This window comes from Streptomyces sp. NPDC016459, assembly GCF_040632845.1.
GTDB lineage: Bacteria > Actinomycetota > Actinomycetes > Streptomycetales > Streptomycetaceae > Streptomyces.
Genome location: NZ_JBEYCR010000011.1, coordinates 104,451 through 119,717 on the forward strand (window position 1 = coordinate 104,451; position 15,267 = coordinate 119,717).

Here is a 15,267-nt window from a genome sequence, read left to right on the forward strand (position 1 = left end):
ATTTGAGGAGTCCGTGCGGGTCCTGATCGGGCGACTGGGACAGGACGTTCTTCCAGCGATGCCCGTAGGGCCACCCCGCCGTGATCCGGGGGCGCCCCCATTCGGCCCGAGCGCGTCGACGGTAGGGTTCTGCGCCATGATCGAACAGTTGTCCGGAGTCGCGCGGAACGTCTGGGTTCTCCTGGAGTCCCGGGACGAAGACCTCGACATCGGTGGTCGGCTGGACGTGTTGCTGCCCGCCCTGCGCGCGGCGGCCGCAGCCGGTGATGTGGGCGCTCAGAACGTCCTGGGAGGGGTCCTTCTCGAAGTCGAAGAGGACCCCTCCGCCGCTGCCCACTGGTTTGAGCGCGCCGGCGCGGCCGGGAGTGTCGTGGGGAAGCGAAGCCTGGGGCACCTCTATGTCAACGGCCTGGGTGTGCCCCAGGACCTGGCGAAGGGAGAAGCGCTCATCGCGGCCGCCGCGGAGGGCGGGGACGCGTACGCGCAGTTCAATCTCGCTCAACTGCGCTGGGGCACGGGAGACCCTCAGGAGGCCGTCCTGCTCCTGAGAAACGCGGCTGACGGGGGAGTCGCCGAGGCCTACGCGCCGTTGGGCGACCTGCTGGCGGCCCTGGGCGACGACGCTGCCGCGCTGCGCGCCTACATGGCCGGCGCCGAGCGGGGGGTCACCACTGCCATGCATGTCGCCGCATGCTGGTACCGGGACGGGATCGTGGGTCGGCCTGATGAGGAGACGGCCCTGTTCTGGTTCTTCATGATGCTTGGAGCCGGTGACGCCGACGGCGTTGACGCAGCCCTCCAGATGGCCAGGACCATGACCGACGAGCAGATCCGTAGCGCCGGCCGAAGGTCCGGACACACGTCGGAGGCCGAGGCGATGATCGGTACCGTGCGCGAGTACCCGTGAGAGAAGCGAGGAAGCATGGCACTGCCCGGCAGCCAGGCGGCGAGGATCCAGCTCGTGCGCTGTGTCACCGCCCGGTTCGCTCCGATCGTCGAGGCCGGCCTCTCCGAGGAATGGGAGGAGGCGCTGGCTGAGCACGCGCACCCGCGTGCACTCGCTGAGCTGCTGTCCGCCATGGCCGATCCGGACGTCGTCGTGGGGCTCGACCGGGTCGAAGTGCTTGTGGGGTTCTTGGAGGAGCTGCTGGATCTCTTCGACGAGGAGCCGGTAGGAAGCACCTATTACCCGTTCAAGGCCGCCGAACTCATCGAGCTGCACGGCCGCATGGCCATGGGCGACCTCCCGGACGATGCCCCGGTCCCGCTTTCGGAGTGGGTCGACCGGTTCGCCGGGCACGTCGACTGGCAACTCGGGAGGAGTGGGGTCGACCTCGGGCGACCGGACCACTTCGCTCGGCTCGAGCGGACGCTTCGGGATCTCGGTCCGGGTCTCACCGGAAGCGACGACGTGGACTTCCGTCAACGCGTCAGGGAAGCACAGGAGAAAAGCGCCGAGTACGTGTCGGCGCTGAGCTCGGCCTTGCGCGGATGACTGGTCTCCCGGTGGTGAGGAACAGCTGACCGAACGACCGCCGCCGCAGGGCCGTCGACGAGCAGTCCGCAGTGATCGGCGAGTTCTGTGGCGTCGCCTGACGACCTTCGGACGACGGTGGTGGGGGTGGACGTGAGAATCGAGGAGCAGCGGATCCAGGACCATATCCGGCAGCGGATCGGGTTGCTCCCGGTGGCGACGGGTGAGCACACCGCGGGCCAGGACCAGCTGCGGCGGCGGCCATTCGACGCCGAGCGCGCGTACGGCCCGTATCACCCGCTTCCGGGGGACTTGCGGCGCGCGTTGGAGCACCAACGGCGGCTGGGGCGCGGTTCCTGACGAGGCGGCAGAGTCACGACTCCGCAACTGATCAGTCAGTGGATCTTCTTGATCCTTTTTGCCTGTTTTGGTGCATGTAGCGTTCGCGTCTGATCATGTCCGCGCTCACAAGGAACACCTCATGACGACGCCTTCCGCGCCCCCCGCCCCCGAGCAGCCCGCCGCCCCCGAGCAGCAGCCTGCCGCCCCCGCGAAGAAGGGCAGCCGCATCCTCAAGAAGGTCGGTGGAGTCGTCGTCGCGATCGCCGTCGCCCTGGCCGTCAAGTTCGGCCTTCCGCACCTCACCGGCGAGGCCCCGGTGCACGCCGAGGCCGGCGAGTGCGTCACCGTGACGGGCCCCGACAACGACCCCAAGGTCGACACCACGGACTGCTCCTCCGGCAAGGCCGACCTGTACAAGGTCGTCAAGGTCATCGACGACACCTTCGACGTGAACAAGTGCGGCCCGGAGGTCACGGCCCTCGCGCAGCAGCTGGACTCGGACAAGTTCGTCCTCTGCCTCGAAGCGGTCCCCGCGAAGTAGTCACACGCCACGACGCCGAGAAGGGCCGGAACCTCTGGGGGTTCCGGCCCTTCTCCGTGCGTGCCTACGCCCGTGGCCGCCGTGCGCTCACCCCTTCCGCCGCGCTCCCACGCGTGGATTCGTTACGGCATCTGACCGGCGCCCAGGCGTGTCCGAACGGCGGCAGCGGCCGGACGGACGCATGTTCCTCGTATGACGAAGTCGAGCAGGCCCCTCCGGTTCACCGCCTGCGCCGCCGCGTGCGCCGCCGGCGCGCTCGCCGCCCTCCCCGCCGGGGCGGCCGCACCCCACGCCGCCGCCACGGTCGACGTGGGCAACCCCGTCGCCGGGAACCACGGCTTCGGCGTCGTCACCGAGAAGGACGCCCTGCTCGGCGGTACGGAGTCCGAGGGCCCCGTCGCCGTCGGCGGCGACCTGTCCTACGGCCCCGGGTTCACCGTCGCGCGCCGGACCCCGGGGACGTTCACCGCCCCCGGCGACGCCCGCCCCACCGCCCTCCTTGTCGGCGGCCGGATCGCGTACGGGGCCAGCAGCCCGGTCGGGGTCCTGAAGGTCCTCTCCGACGGTTACGTGAAGATCGGCGACCTCACCGGCAGCGACACCGTCACGAAGGGCGCCGACAGGGCCCCCGTCGACACCCGGGTCACCGCCACCGCCGCCGGCCACGACGCGACGCCCCGCATCGAACTGACCACCCGGCAGCCCGCCGCCTCCGTCGGCCCCGCTCCCGGTCTCCTCGACCTCGCCGCCCTCTTCGGCACCTACCGCGCCCGCGCCGACGCGCTCGCCGCCTGCGCGCCCACCGTCGCGCTCGCCGACCCCGGCCGTGTCACCCTCGACGACCACCGGACGAATATCCTCCGCCTCACCGGCGAGCAGCTGAACGGGCTCTCCGAACTCACCCTCCTCAACCGCCCCACCGCCACCCGACCGCTCGTCATCGACGTCGACACGACCGGAGCCGGGTCGGTCCTCACCTGGGACGTCCCCGAACTCGTCGGCGTCAGCGGTCCCGACGCCCCGTACGTCCTGTGGAACTTCGCGGACGCCACGCACCTCACGATCGCCGAGGGCGGCACGGTCGAGGGAACGGTCTACGCCCCCCGCGCCCATCTCACCGACCGCGACCCGGACGCCATCGAGGGCGCCGTCGTCGTCCGCTCCCTGACCGCGGGCCCGCTCGACGACCTCGACACCCGCGCGGCGATCGGCCGGGGCGGCGCCCAGCGCACCTCACGGGCCCCCGCGCACGCGGGCGAGATCCACCACGCCCCGTTCTCGGCGCACCTGGCCTGCGCCGGCGGCCCGACCCCGGCGCCGACCCCGACCCCGGCGCCCACCCCGACCCCGGCGCCCACCCCCACCCCGACCCCGACCCCGACGTCAACTCCGACCCCGACGTCAACTGCGGCCCCCACGCGGCCCGAGACCCCGGCACCGCCGTCGTCCCCGCACCCGACCGCCTCCCCGCCCCTGACCCCCGGCCTCGCGGAGAGCGGCACGAGCGCCCGGACGTACGCGGCGGCCACCCTCGCCGTGCTGAGCACGGTGGCCGGTCTGCTGCTGGTCCGACGGTTCAGGCGCTGAGCCCGCCCGGCCGCGATCCCCTCGCGGTAGGTTCCCGGCATGCCCTCACCCCGGATACTCGTCGGCGACGACGGCGCCGAGACCGCGCTCGACGCCGACAGCCTCAGGCTGGAGGACCGGCGGTCCCGTACCGAGGTCCCGCTCGCGGTGATCCAGGAGGCCCGGACGGGCGGTGACCCGGAGGTCGAGATCGTGCGCACCGACGGAGTCGCCCACCGGGTCGCCGGCGGCGACGCGACCGCGTCGGCCGGGTTCGTGGCCGCGCTGCCCGCCGTGCTGCCCGCCGCGCTGCCCGAGCACCGGGACCCGGCCGGGAGCGCCCGGGTCACGGTCACGGCCCTGGAGCAGCCGCAGCCCGCACGGGCCGCTCGGCTCGTTCTCGAACCGCTCGCGGTCCGGCACGCCGAGGAGATGGCCGAGGTGCTGGGCGATCCGGCGCTGCACTCCTTCATCGGCGGCGCCCCTCTCGGTCCCGCCGAACTGCGCGCCCGCTACGCGCGGTTGGTCGCCGGCTCGCCCGACCCCTCGGTCGTCTGGCTCAACTGGGTGCTGCGGCTCCGGCCGGAGGACCGGCTCGTCGGCACCGTGCAGGCGACGGTCACCGACGGCGGCCGGACCGCCGAGGTGGCCTGGGTGATCGGTACGCCCTGGCAGGGCCGGGGGTTCGCCCGCGAGGCGGCCGAGGGGCTCGTCACCCTGCTCCTGGGGCGGGGCGTGCGGACCGTCGTCGCCCATGTCCACCCGGACCACACAGCCTCCGCCGCCGTCGCCCGCGCGGCCGGTCTCACCCCGACGGACCGCGTGGAGGACGGCGAGACCCGCTGGGAGAGGCGGGCCCCAGACGGCTGATCCGGCCCGCTGACCGGACCACCCCCATCAGCACCACCCCCACCAGCAGCAGCCCCGCCAGCGCCCCCGCCGTCAGCCCCGCCCCCAGCCCCGGGGGGCGGAAGGTGCAGGTGACCGACGACGCGCCCGCCACCGGGACGGCGAGGAGGCCCCCGTACGACTCCGTGGGGCGGTCCTCGCAGGTCCAGCCCGCGATCCGGGGTGCCGCCACGACGGCCGTGCCCGTCGTGCCGGGCGGGAGGTCGGCCCGTATCCCGTCGGAGGTGACGCGGACCGAGGTCGCCGCACGCGCGCGGAGGGCCGTGACCGCCGCCCGGAGGCGTCCGTGGTCCAGGCAGCCGAGTGCGCCGCCGGGGCCCGGGAGGACCGGCTTCTGGCCGGGTACGCGCTGGACGCCCAGGGACGTCAGGGCCGCCCGCCGTTTCGGCTGCCCCCCGGCCAGACGGGTCTCGCGGTCGCCCAGGCGGGCCGGGCCGGTCGCGTCGGGGGCCCAGAGGAAGACCTCGGTGCCGACCGGGCACGCGCCCGCGTGCGGGGCCCCGTACACCCGTCCGCCCAGCAGGAGTTCCTGGTTCCGGAAGGGCGAGGGTCCGTAGACGGGGGCCGGGCCCGCCGGCCGTACCGTCACGAGGGGCAGGTACGTCTCCGTACGCACGACCGCGCCGTCCCGCCACCGCGCCCCCACCCCGAACAGCGCGTCCGTCACCGGGTTGTCCAGACTCAGCAGGTTCCGGCCCCGGGAGGTCCAGCCGCCGCCGAGCGCGGTCAGCGTCTCCGTCAGGACCGCGGGGGTGTGACTGCTGTAGTACGCGGCGCCCTGCCCGCCGAACAGCAGCGGATCGTTGCCCGCGACCCGGGGCAGCCCCGCGTCCGTGCGGTACGCGGGCCAGCCGTCGGCCGCCGCGAGGGCCGCCGCCCGGCGTGCGTGCTCCGGGCCCCACGGCGGGTAGTCGTCGAGGCGGGCCGTCCGCTCCCGGTCGGCGTACGCCGTCGTCGCCGCCGACTGGCCGAGCAGGGTCCCGATCACCAGGAACGCGGCGAGCATCCCGTGGCGCCCCCGCGCGGGGAGCACCAGCGCCCACGCCACCGCCGCGAGACCCCCGCAGGCGAGCAGCAGCGCCCAGCCGGTGAGGAAGGGGCTGGGCAGCGCCCCCGCCGCGAGCGCCAGGACGACCGCCGTGCCGCCGAGCAGGGACCGGCGGTCGGGGAGTCCGTGGGTGAGGCCCGTCCAGGCGGCGAGGACGAGGACCCCGGAGAGGACGAAGGTCTGCCGGTACGGGCTGCCGTTGGGCGTGGCGAACGCGTGCCACAGCAGATGCGTCGGACCCCACTGCATCGAGGCCAGGACCGCCACGGGGAGCGCCGCCCAGAGCCATCGCTCCCGACCCGGCACGTCCCGGCGGAACAGCAGCGCCCCCGTGAGCAGGAGCACCGCCGTGCAGACGAAGGCCGCGGGGGTCGCGAAGCTGTACGTCACCGGGAGCAGCCGGGCCAGGACGTCCGTCGCGGGCGCCGGGTCGAACTCCCGGACCAGGCCCGGGTGGGCGTGGCGCGAGCCGAGGAGGACGGGGACGAGGACGGGCGCCGCGAGACCGACCCCCAGGCCGGTCGTCAGCGCCGCCCGGCCCACGGTCCGCCACCGGAACGATTCCGTCGTCGCCAGGCGGACCAGGAGCACCAGGGCCGCGCCCAGGGTCGCCATGTACGCCGTGTAGAAGTTCGCCGCCCAGCACACCGCCACCACCAGCGGGCCGACGAGCGGCCGCCGGCCTTCCCGTACCCACTCGCCGACCAGGCACAGCAGGGGGAGGGCGATCAGGCCGTCCAGCCACATCGGGTTGTACGTGCCTTCCGCGAGCGACCAGCCGCACAGCGCGTACGACGCCCCGAGGACCGCCGCCCACCACCAGGAGCCGGCGCCGAGGGGGCGCGCCGCCGACGGTGCCGGGGCCGTACCGTCCCCGAGGGGGTGCGCCGCCGACGGTGCCGGGGCCGTACCGCCCCCGAGGGGGTGCGCCGCCGACGGTGCCGGGCCCGTACCGTCCCCGAGCCGCCGCAGCAGGAGCGTCATGGCCGCCGCCGCGACCGCCGTCTTCAGGACGGTGACCGCGTACACCGCGTACTCGATGTCCCCGCGCGGGAACAGCGCGACCAGCGGGGCGAACGGGCTCGACAGATAGGTGCCGTAGTCGGGGAGGAAGCTCGTGCCCCAGCCCGCCCGCCAGTCCAGGAGCAGCCCGCCGTCGGCCCGGCCGCGCAGCAGGTCCCACAGGTGCGCGTGGAACGGCACGAACTGGTTCGCGAGGTCGTTGACGGCCCGGTGGCGCGGCCCGAAGGGGAAGACCCGGGCGACGGCGTCCCCGCCGCAGACGGCGATCACCGTGAGGAGGGCGGAGAGGAGGGCGGAGCGAAGGGGTGGGCGCGTGGTGTTCGGCATGACGGCTCGAATATGCCAGTGACAGGACGGGCGGAACCGGACACGGCGGCCCCGTTCATTGAATGGTCGCCTCAAGGCCATCCACGCGGACCGGCCGGGTCACCGTGCTCCGTTGTCGTGGTCCGCGTGCTGCTCTCGATCGTCGTCCCGTGCTTCAACGAAGAGGACGTCCTCGCCCGTTTCCATGACCACGTGACCGACGAACTCACCAAGCTGAACGGCGAGTTCGAGATCGTCTACGTGGACGACGGAAGCCGGGACGGAACCCTGCCCCTCCTCCAGGAGCTCGCCGCGCGCGACCCCCGTCACGTCCGCTACGTCTCCTTCAGCCGCAACTTCGGCAAGGAGGCGGCGATGCTGGCCGGGCTCCGCGACGCCGCGGGCGACGCCGTCGTGATCATGGACGCGGACCTCCAGCACCCGCCCGAGCTCGTGCACCGCATGGTCGCGCTGCACGCCGAGGGATACGACCAGGTCGTCGCGCGCCGCACCCGCGAGGGCGACCGCGTCACCCGCACCCTCACCGCCCGCCTCTACTACTGGGCGATCAACCGGCTCGTCGACGTCGAGCTGGTTGACGGTGTGGGGGACTTCCGACTCCTGTCCCGCCGTACCGTCGACGCCGTCCTCGGCCTCGGCGAGTACAACCGGTTCTCCAAGGGCCTCTTCTCCTGGGTCGGCTTCCGCACCACGACGTTCTCCTACGAGAACGCCGTACGCGAGCAGGGCCGCTCCAAGTGGACCTTCGGCAAGCTCCTCAACTACGGCCTCGACGGCCTCCTCTCCTTCAACAACAAGCCGCTGCGGGCCGCCGTCCACCTCGGGTTCCTCCTCGTCCTCGTCGCCCTCGGCTACGCGGCCTGGATCGTCGTCGACGCCCTCGCCAACGGCGTCGACACCCCGGGTTACGTCACCCTCCTCGTCGCCGTCACCGCCCTCGCCGGCGTGCAGATGGTGATGGTCGGGCTGATCGGCGAATACGTCGGCCGCATCTACTACGAGGTGAAGCGGCGGCCCCACTACCTGGTGCAGGAGACGCACGAAGGGGCCCGAGAGGGGACACGCGCGGGTCCGGAGGGGCCCGAGACGGGCGTGATGCGGGCCGACACCAGGCGTACGGGTGAGTCGTTGTGGGAAACAGTCGCACCGAAGTAGTGGCTCCGGCCCCGGCGACTCCCTACCATCGATCACCGCAAGGTCGTTCCACTGACGCACGACCAGCCCGGGAGGCTCCTTTGCACCGCCGCACTGCGCTCACCGTCTCCGCCGCGCTCCTCGCCGCGGCCCCACTGCTCACCGCCTGTGGCAGTGACTCCCACCCGGGAGCGGCGGCCGTCGTCGGCGGTGAACGGATCGACGTCTCCAGCCTCCAGACCGAGGTGAAGGACGTGCGCGCCGCGCAGGAACGTTCCCCGCAGGCCGCCCAGCTCGTCCAGGCCACCGGGGACCTGCCCCGCCGCAAGCTCAACGTCATGATCTTCGACCGGGTCGTCGACAAGGTCGCCGCGGACAACGGCGTCACCGTCACCCGCGCCGAACTCCAGCAGACCAGGACCGCTTTCGTCCGCGAGAGCGGCGGCGAGGACCAGCTCGCCACCGTCCTCCTCCAGGAGCAGGGCGTGGCCCCGGGCCAGATCGACGACGTCGTCCGCCGCAACGTCCTCATGAACAAGATCGCGGCCAAGCTCGGCGTCACGGACACCCCCGAGGGCCAGAAGAAGCTGACGGACGTCTTCTCCGCCGCCTCCAAGGCCCTCGCCATCGACGTCAACCCGCGGTACGGCGCCTGGGACGACGCCCAGGTCCGGCTCGCCTCCACCACCGCGCCCTGGCTGCGGAAGATCAGTCAGGACCCCGGCGCCGTCCCGGCCGGAGCCTGAGGGCGGGTAGGTTCGTGGGGTGACATCTGAGAGCCCCGGCCGCATCGTCCTGCTCACCGCCAGCCACCGTGTGGCGCCCGGACTCCTGTCCTGGCCCGCCTGGCAGGCGCTGCGCGGCGCGGACCGGGTGCTCTGCCCTGACGAGCACCACCCCCAGCTGCCGTACCTGCGGGAGGCCGGGGTCGCCGTCGAGCACCTGACGCCCACCGCGGAGGAACTCGTCGAGGCCTGCGCCGGCGGCCGCACGGTCCTGCTGCTCCCTTCCGGCGAGGGCGACCGGGCGCTGACCGACGGTCTCGCCCGGCTCGCCGGCTCGGGCCGCCTCACGATGCCCGACCTGGAGCTGCTGCCCGGCTCGTACGACCTGCCCGGCGCCCGGCTCCTGGACCTCGTGCAGATCATGGACCGCATCCGGCGCACCTGCCCCTGGACCTCGACGCAGACCCACCGGGGACTCGCCAAGTACGCCATCGAGGAGGCGTACGAGCTCGTCGAGGCGATCGAGGACGGCGACCGGCGCGAACTGCGCGAGGAGCTCGGGGACGTCCTCCTCCAGGTCGTCTTCCACGCCCGGATCGCCGAGGAGGACCCGGAGGAGCCGTTCTCCGTGGACGACGTCGCCGGGACCCTCGTCGAGAAACTGATCCTCCGGCACCCGCACGTCTTCGGCGACGAGACCGCCGAGACGCCGGAGGACGTCCGCGCGCACTGGCTGCGGACCAAGGCGATCGAGAAGCAGCGGGAGTCCGTGACCGACGGGGTGCCGCTCGGCCAGCCGGGACTCGCGCTCGCGACGAAGCTCGCGGGCCGGGTGCGGACGGCGGGGCTCGACGTGCCGCTGCCGAAGGGCGAGGGCATCGGGTACGAGCTGCTCGCCCTCGCCGCGCGGGCGGAGACGGAGGGCGTGGACCCGGAGGCGGCCCTGCGCGCGGCGGCCCGGGCGTACCGGGACGCGATCCGCACGACGGAGGGCGTCAGGACCTGAGGCCCCGCCTCGGTCTACGGCCTGGGCGCGCGGGACTCCGGGTCGTGCCAGGGCGGTGCCGGCGGGGCCAGGAGGCGTTCGGCCGCGGAGCCCGGGCGGACGGTGAAGCCGTCCACGGGCGGCAGCGCGTCGTGGTGGACGCGGGCCGGGTCGGTGCCGAGCTCCACGAGCGCCTCCGCGACCTCCGTGAGGAAGGCGGGCGGCCCGGCGAGGTAGACGTCGTGCGAGGCCCAGTGGACGCAGGCCTGCAGGGACTGGAGGAGCCGCTCGGTCGCCTGGTCCTTGGGGTGGCCGGGCGCCGAGGTGATGTAGGTGACGCTGAGACCGGGGAGCAGCCGTTTCAGCCGCTCTGCGTCCCGCCGTCCGTACAGGTACTCCTTCGCCCGCGCCACGACGAAGAGCCGGCCCGTCAGCTCCGGCTCGGCCTCCGCCGCCTCGGCGAGCAGCGCCCGCACCGGTGCCCAGCCCGTACCCCCGCATATATAGGTACGGAGTCCGCCGGGCTCCGTGCGCGCGGTGAGGCCGCCGCCGGGCGCGCTGAGCCGCAGGGTCTCGCCCGGTCCCGTCCGGTCGACGAGCACCGTGCTCATGGCGCCGCCCGGGATCCGGCTCACGTGCAGCTCCACCGTGCCGTCCGGGCGGGGCGCGTCCGCGAGGGAGTAGGTGCGCCAGACCCGCGGGACGCGCAGCGAGCTGACGCTGACGTACTGCCCGGGGAGGTACGGCAGGGGCTGCCGGGGCCGCAGGGTGAGGACGGCCAGGTCCTCGCCGTACCGCTCGTGCCGGACGACGTCCGCGTCCCACCAGGCCGGCTCCCCGGCCGCCACCGCCTCTTCGGCGCCCGCCAGCATCAGATCGGCGACCTGTTCGTACACCTCGGCCCAGGCCTTCTCGGCGTCCGGGGTCCAGGCGGATCCGGCGGCGTGCGCGAACGCGGCGAGCAGACTCGACCTGACGGCGGCGTAGAGCGCGGGGGAGGCGAGGAACTTGCGGTGGTCGCGGCCCAGGCGCCCCAGGTACTCCGCGAGCCCCGGCTCCCCGAGGTGGGACACCACGTGCGCGAGCGCGGCGAAGAGCCGGTCCCGCTGGGGCCGCATGTCCTCGGGGAACAGCTCGCGCATGCCGGGGTTGTGCCAGAAAAGATGCGAGTAGAAGAAGGTGACGGCGTGTTCGGCCCGTCTCTCGACGACCGCGAACGTGCTTCTGAGCATCTGGGGATCCACCGGCACGAATCTAGGGCACGGCCCCCCTTCTTGATCACAGGATCTCCACACACCTCACCGCCGGGGCCGCCCTGTACGGTCGGGGGGTGAGCACCACCCCCGGCCCCGCCCCCGCCTCCTCGCCCGACCGCGCCCCCGCCCCCGAGCTCTTCACCTGGGAGTTCGCCGCCGATCCGTATCCCGCCTACGCCTGGCTGCGGGAGCACGCGCCCGTGCACCGGACGACGCTGCCCAGCGGGGTCGAGGCCTGGCTCGTGACCCGGTACGGGGACGCCCGGCAGGCCCTCGCCGACCAGCGGCTCTCCAAGAACCCGGTGCACCACGCGGAGTCCCCGCACGCGAAGGGCAAGACGGGCATCCCGGGCGAACGCAAGGCCGAGCTGATGACCCATCTGCTCAACATCGACCCGCCCGACCACACCCGGCTGCGGCGCCTCGTGTCGAAGGCCTTCACCCCGCGCCGCGTCGCCGAGTTCACCCCGCGCGTGCAGGAGCTGACCGACCGGCTCATCGACTCCTTCGCGGAGCGGGGCAGCGCGGACCTCATCCACGAGTTCGCCTTCCCGCTGCCGATCTACGCCGTCTGCGACCTGCTCGGCGTCCCCGAGGAGGACCAGGACGACTTCCGGGACTGGGCCGGGATGATGATCCGGCACGGCGGGGGACCCCGGGGCGGGGTCGCCCGGTCGGTGAAGAAGATGCGCGGCTATCTCGCGGAGCTGATCCACCGCAAGCGGCTCGAACCGGGCGACGACCTGATCTCGGGGCTCATCAAGGCGTCCGACCACGGCGAGCACCTCACCGAGAACGAGGCCGCCGCCATGGCCTTCATCCTTCTCTTCGCGGGCTTCGAGACGACCGTCAACCTCATCGGCAACGGCGTGTACCAGCTGCTGCGCCACCCCGAGCAGCGCGAACGACTCCAGGCCTCCCTCGCGGCGGGCGAGACCGGACTTCTGGGGACGGGCGTGGAGGAGCTGCTGCGGTACGACGGGCCGGTAGAGATGGCGACCTGGCGGTACGCGACGGAGCCGCTGACCATCGGCGGGCAGGCGATCCCGGCGGGTGACCCGGTGCTGGTCGTGCTGGCCGCCGCGAACCGGGACCCGGAGCGGTTCACGGCGCCGGACACCCTGGACCTCACGCGGCGCGACAACCAGCACCTCGGGTACGGCCACGGCATCCACTACTGCCTCGGCGCGCCGCTCGCCCGCCTGGAGGGACAGACGGCTCTCGCGACCCTCCTGACGCGCCTCCCGGACCTGCGACTTGCCGCCGATCCGGCCGAACTCCGGTGGCGCGGAGGGCTCATCATGCGTGGATTGCGCACGCTTCCGGTGGAGTTCTCCCCGTCCGTACCGCTCCAGCACACTGACGGCGTATCAGAAATGTGATCTTCGCGTGATCGCGGGGCCATCGACTTGTGACGAGCGTTCGAATACCGCTACGTTCGCCGCACTCTCAGCCGTCACGCGAAAGGCGCTCCTATGCGTTCCGGGAACGGACGACACCGTCGCCCCCGTCAGGCCCCCGCCCTCGTCGTCGCAGCCGGTGTGACCGGCTCCGCCATGGCGCTGCCGCTGCTCGCCACGGGATCCGCCTCCGCGGCCGACGCCGCCACCTGGGACCGCGTCGCCGAGTGCGAGTCCGGTGGCCAGTGGAGCGCCAATTTCGGCAACGGCATGTACGGCGGGCTCCAGTTCACCCAGGACAGCTGGGAGCGGCACGGCGGCCTGGCGTACGCGCCCAGCGCCGACCTGGCCAGCCGGGCCCAGCAGATCGCGGTGGCCGAGAAGGCCCTCGCCAAGGGCTCCGCCGAGTGGGCCACCTGCGCGCCGATCGCCGGTCTGACGAACGACGGCACGGCCCCCGGTGTGAATCCCGGCCCGGCCTCCGTCCCGAAGGCGCCCACGGGGCCGGTCGTCGAGTCGAACAGGACGGCGGGGCTGCCGGGGGCCGCCACGGGTGCCGCGGGGACCTCCGCGACCGCGAAGCCGAGCAGCGGGACGGCCGCGCGCGTCGTACCGGCCACGCCCGGTACGCCCAGCAGGCCCGTCACGCCGTCGGCTCCCGTCTCACCGACCACCCCGGTGAGCCCCTCCGTGCCGACCACCCCGACCGACGCGACCCACCCGGCCGCGCCGACGTCGCCGGGCGCGCCGACCACGCCGGTCACCCCCGGCACCCCTGACGCCTCGGTGACGCCCGGTACGCCCGGTACGTCCGTGATGCCCGATGCGTCGGTGGGTGACGGGTCGTCGGCCACCGTCGGCACCGGCAAGCACCGGGGCGGCGCCGCGCCGGAGGGAAGCGCCAAGGGGGGCACTTCTACCGAATCGGGCAGACATGCCTCATCTGGGAACAAGTTGACCGAAAGCCCTCTCGCCACGACGCCGGTCGGCACGGTGAAGGATTCGGGCGCAACGGACAGTCAGGACACTTCGGACGCGTACACCGTGCGGCCGGGTGACAGCCTGTCCGACATCGCACAGGCGAACGAGCTCCCCGGCGGCTGGACCGCCCTCTACGACGCCAACCGGCGGACGGTCGGTGTCGACCCGGATCTCATCCTCCCTGGTCAGAGCCTCGACCTGACGGAAGGTTCGCCCGCGAACGCCGAATGATTCGGGGGCTTATGTCCCGTTCTGGGTAAGTGAGACATGGGTCTCTTCGCCCCAACTGGCGTGTCACGCCCGCACGGTCGGCTTCCGTCACCCCTCACCTGCACAAATGCCACCCGCCGGAGGGCAAGTAGGGGCGATATTTCCGCAATACGCCTCTTTGAACTTCCGGTGGGTCTGTGTCTACGGTCGTCACTGCTCGCCACCGCGGGCCCCGTCGACCGAAACGCCGAATCCTGCCGTCGGCCGATGGGAACAGTCGTCGCGTAAGCGCCGAAGGCAGGAGTGGGGGACCCAAGGTAAGTGCCGGTCCCGGCCGTTGAGAGACGGCCGGCGAACGGCTTGGGGTGAAGCCGCGTGTCACAGCACGCGGCCGGGCAACTTTCCGGCCCGAACCCGACAGCTCACCTCACAGGCGTCGGTGAGGAGAATCTCCATGCTGTTTTCCGGCAAGGGCAAGCACCGCCGTCCCTCCAAGGCCACCCAGGTCGTCACGCTCGTCGGCGTCACCGGTGTCGCCGTCGCGGCCCCTCTGATGACCGCGGGCACCGCCTCGGCCGCCACGGCCTCCGAGTGGGACCGCGTCGCCCAGTGCGAGTCCGGCGGCAACTGGTCCATCAACACGGGCAACGGCTACTACGGCGGCCTGCAGTTCTCGGCCTCCACGTGGGCCGCGTACGGCGGCACCGCCTACGCCTCGACCGCCAACCAGGCGTCGAAGTCCCAGCAGATCGCCATCGCCGAGAAGGTCCTCGCGGGCCAGGGCAAGGGTGCCTGGCCGAGCTGCGGCGTGGGCCTCTCCAACGCCTCCTACAGCGGCGGCTCCGCCGAGTCCGCCCCGCAGCAGCAGGAGCGGAAGGCCGAGCAGCCGACCACCCGCAGCGAGCAGCGCCAGGCCCCGAAGAAGTCCGCGCAGCAGACCCCGCAGCGCCAGGCCACGCCGAAGGCCGCCACCAAGAAGACCGTCACCACCCCGACCGGCAAGTCGGTCAAGAAGGGTGACGGCGAGTACAAGGTGGAGTCCGGCGACACCCTCGGCACCATCGCCCGGGCGCACGGCGTCCAGGGCGGCTGGAGCAAGCTCTTCGAGCTGAACAAGGACGTCGTCGAGAACGCCGACCTCATCTACCCGGGCCAGCAGCTCCACCTGAAGTGAGCCCGGCGGTCCGCGTGAGTCCGGCGGCTCACGCGGCCCCCACGACCCTCCCGCGGTGACCACCCCGGGCCGGCGCGCCTCCCCCCTGTGCGCGCCGGCCCGGGGTTCCCGTCTTTCCGGAGCACACCGGACATGACGGTTACCGCCCAGTAGATACGGGGTCCTTCGTCCC

General features: G+C 73.0%; 13 protein-coding genes and 1 riboswitch. Of the genes, 11 read left to right on the forward strand and 2 right to left on the reverse strand.

The genetic code is table 11. The features are described 5' to 3' along the window. Positions 1–136 precede the first annotated feature (136 nt). The 5 genes from ABZ567_RS24480 (at position 137) to ABZ567_RS24500 (ending at position 4,793) form a co-directional block, all read left to right on the forward strand. Positions 137–907 (forward strand): tetratricopeptide repeat protein, encoded by a 771-nt coding sequence (locus ABZ567_RS24480; RefSeq protein ID WP_360793408.1) that lies wholly within the window; start codon positions 137–139, stop codon positions 905–907. A gap of 15 nt (positions 908–922) precedes the next feature. Then, positions 923–1,495: a hypothetical protein gene (locus tag ABZ567_RS24485; RefSeq protein ID WP_360793410.1), complete on the forward strand. Its 573-nt coding sequence runs from the start codon at positions 923–925 to the stop codon at positions 1,493–1,495. A 460-nt stretch (positions 1,496–1,955) separates the two neighbouring features. After that, positions 1,956–2,357 (forward strand): hypothetical protein, encoded by a 402-nt coding sequence (locus ABZ567_RS24490; RefSeq protein WP_360793412.1) that lies wholly within the window; start codon positions 1,956–1,958, stop codon positions 2,355–2,357. A 192-nt stretch (positions 2,358–2,549) separates the two neighbouring features. Further along, a complete protein-coding gene (locus ABZ567_RS24495; protein WP_360793414.1) occupies positions 2,550–3,944 on the forward strand; it encodes a collagen-binding domain-containing protein in 1,395 nt (464 codons plus the stop codon). Positions 3,945–4,283: 339 nt separating this feature from the next. Beyond that, positions 4,284–4,793 carry a GNAT family N-acetyltransferase gene (locus ABZ567_RS24500; RefSeq protein WP_360793575.1) on the forward strand — a complete coding sequence of 170 codons (510 nt, stop codon included), beginning with the start codon at positions 4,284–4,286 and terminating at the stop codon, positions 4,791–4,793. On the opposite strand, the gene ABZ567_RS24505 is transcribed toward ABZ567_RS24500, so the two are convergent. Continuing rightward, complete coding sequence (locus ABZ567_RS24505; RefSeq protein ID WP_360793416.1) at positions 4,729–7,230, reverse strand: YfhO family protein; 2,502 nt, start codon at positions 7,228–7,230, stop codon at positions 4,729–4,731. The two genes, ABZ567_RS24500 and ABZ567_RS24505, sit on opposite strands and share 65 nt — an antisense overlap. A gap of 126 nt (positions 7,231–7,356) precedes the next feature. Here ABZ567_RS24505 and ABZ567_RS24510 point away from each other — a divergent pair, with 126 nt between their 5' ends. The 3 genes from ABZ567_RS24510 (at position 7,357) to ABZ567_RS24520 (ending at position 10,095) form a co-directional block, all read left to right on the forward strand. Further along, positions 7,357–8,385 carry a glycosyltransferase family 2 protein gene (locus ABZ567_RS24510; RefSeq protein WP_360793418.1) on the forward strand — a complete coding sequence of 343 codons (1,029 nt, stop codon included), beginning with the start codon at positions 7,357–7,359 and terminating at the stop codon, positions 8,383–8,385. An 80-nt stretch (positions 8,386–8,465) separates the two neighbouring features. Next, positions 8,466–9,110, forward strand: coding sequence for a SurA N-terminal domain-containing protein (locus ABZ567_RS24515; RefSeq protein ID WP_360793420.1), 645 nt, complete (start codon positions 8,466–8,468; stop codon positions 9,108–9,110). Positions 9,111–9,129: 19 nt separating this feature from the next. Beyond that, a complete protein-coding gene (locus tag ABZ567_RS24520) occupies positions 9,130–10,095 on the forward strand; it encodes a nucleoside triphosphate pyrophosphohydrolase (RefSeq protein WP_360793422.1) in 966 nt (321 codons plus the stop codon). Positions 10,096–10,109: 14 nt separating this feature from the next. Here ABZ567_RS24520 and ABZ567_RS24525 read toward each other — a convergent pair whose 3' ends face one another. After that, positions 10,110–11,306, reverse strand: coding sequence for a globin domain-containing protein (locus ABZ567_RS24525; RefSeq protein ID WP_360793424.1), 1,197 nt, complete (start codon positions 11,304–11,306; stop codon positions 10,110–10,112). Between the two features lie 98 nt (positions 11,307–11,404). On the opposite strand from ABZ567_RS24525, the gene ABZ567_RS24530 reads away from it, so the two are divergent. The 3 genes from ABZ567_RS24530 to ABZ567_RS24540 all read left to right on the forward strand — a co-directional run bounded on the left by ABZ567_RS24530 (position 11,405) and on the right by ABZ567_RS24540 (position 15,095). Next, positions 11,405–12,712 (forward strand): cytochrome P450, encoded by a 1,308-nt coding sequence (locus ABZ567_RS24530; protein WP_360793426.1) that lies wholly within the window; start codon positions 11,405–11,407, stop codon positions 12,710–12,712. 93 nt (positions 12,713–12,805) lie between these two features. Next, on the forward strand, positions 12,806–13,942 hold the full coding sequence (locus ABZ567_RS24535) for a transglycosylase family protein (RefSeq protein WP_360793428.1): 1,137 nt from the start codon (positions 12,806–12,808) through the stop codon (positions 13,940–13,942). A 258-nt stretch (positions 13,943–14,200) separates the two neighbouring features. Continuing rightward, positions 14,201–14,372: riboswitch (cyclic di-AMP (ydaO/yuaA leader) on the forward strand. A 3-nt stretch (positions 14,373–14,375) separates the two neighbouring features. Beyond that, entirely contained in the window at positions 14,376–15,095 is a 720-nt protein-coding gene (locus ABZ567_RS24540; protein ID WP_360793429.1) for a transglycosylase family protein, read from the forward strand. The last annotated feature ends 172 nt before the right edge of the window (positions 15,096–15,267 follow it).

Bases quoted from the DNA above. Each gene is read 5' to 3' on its own strand.
- ABZ567_RS24480 (WP_360793408.1), top strand. From the start codon at position 137: ATGATCGAACAGTTGTCCGGAGTCGCGCGGAACGTCTGGGTTCTCCTG.
- ABZ567_RS24485 (WP_360793410.1), top strand. From the start codon at position 923: ATGGCACTGCCCGGCAGCCAGGCGGCGAGGATCCAGCTCGTGCGCTGT.
- ABZ567_RS24490 (WP_360793412.1), top strand. From the start codon at position 1,956: ATGACGACGCCTTCCGCGCCCCCCGCCCCCGAGCAGCCCGCCGCCCCC.
- ABZ567_RS24495 (WP_360793414.1), top strand. From the start codon at position 2,550: ATGACGAAGTCGAGCAGGCCCCTCCGGTTCACCGCCTGCGCCGCCGCG.
- ABZ567_RS24505 (WP_360793416.1), bottom strand. From the start codon at position 7,230: ATGCCGAACACCACGCGCCCACCCCTTCGCTCCGCCCTCCTCTCCGCC.
- ABZ567_RS24525 (WP_360793424.1), bottom strand. From the start codon at position 11,306: ATGCTCAGAAGCACGTTCGCGGTCGTCGAGAGACGGGCCGAACACGCC.
- ABZ567_RS24535 (WP_360793428.1), top strand. From the start codon at position 12,806: ATGCGTTCCGGGAACGGACGACACCGTCGCCCCCGTCAGGCCCCCGCC.
- ABZ567_RS24540 (WP_360793429.1), top strand. From the start codon at position 14,376: ATGCTGTTTTCCGGCAAGGGCAAGCACCGCCGTCCCTCCAAGGCCACC.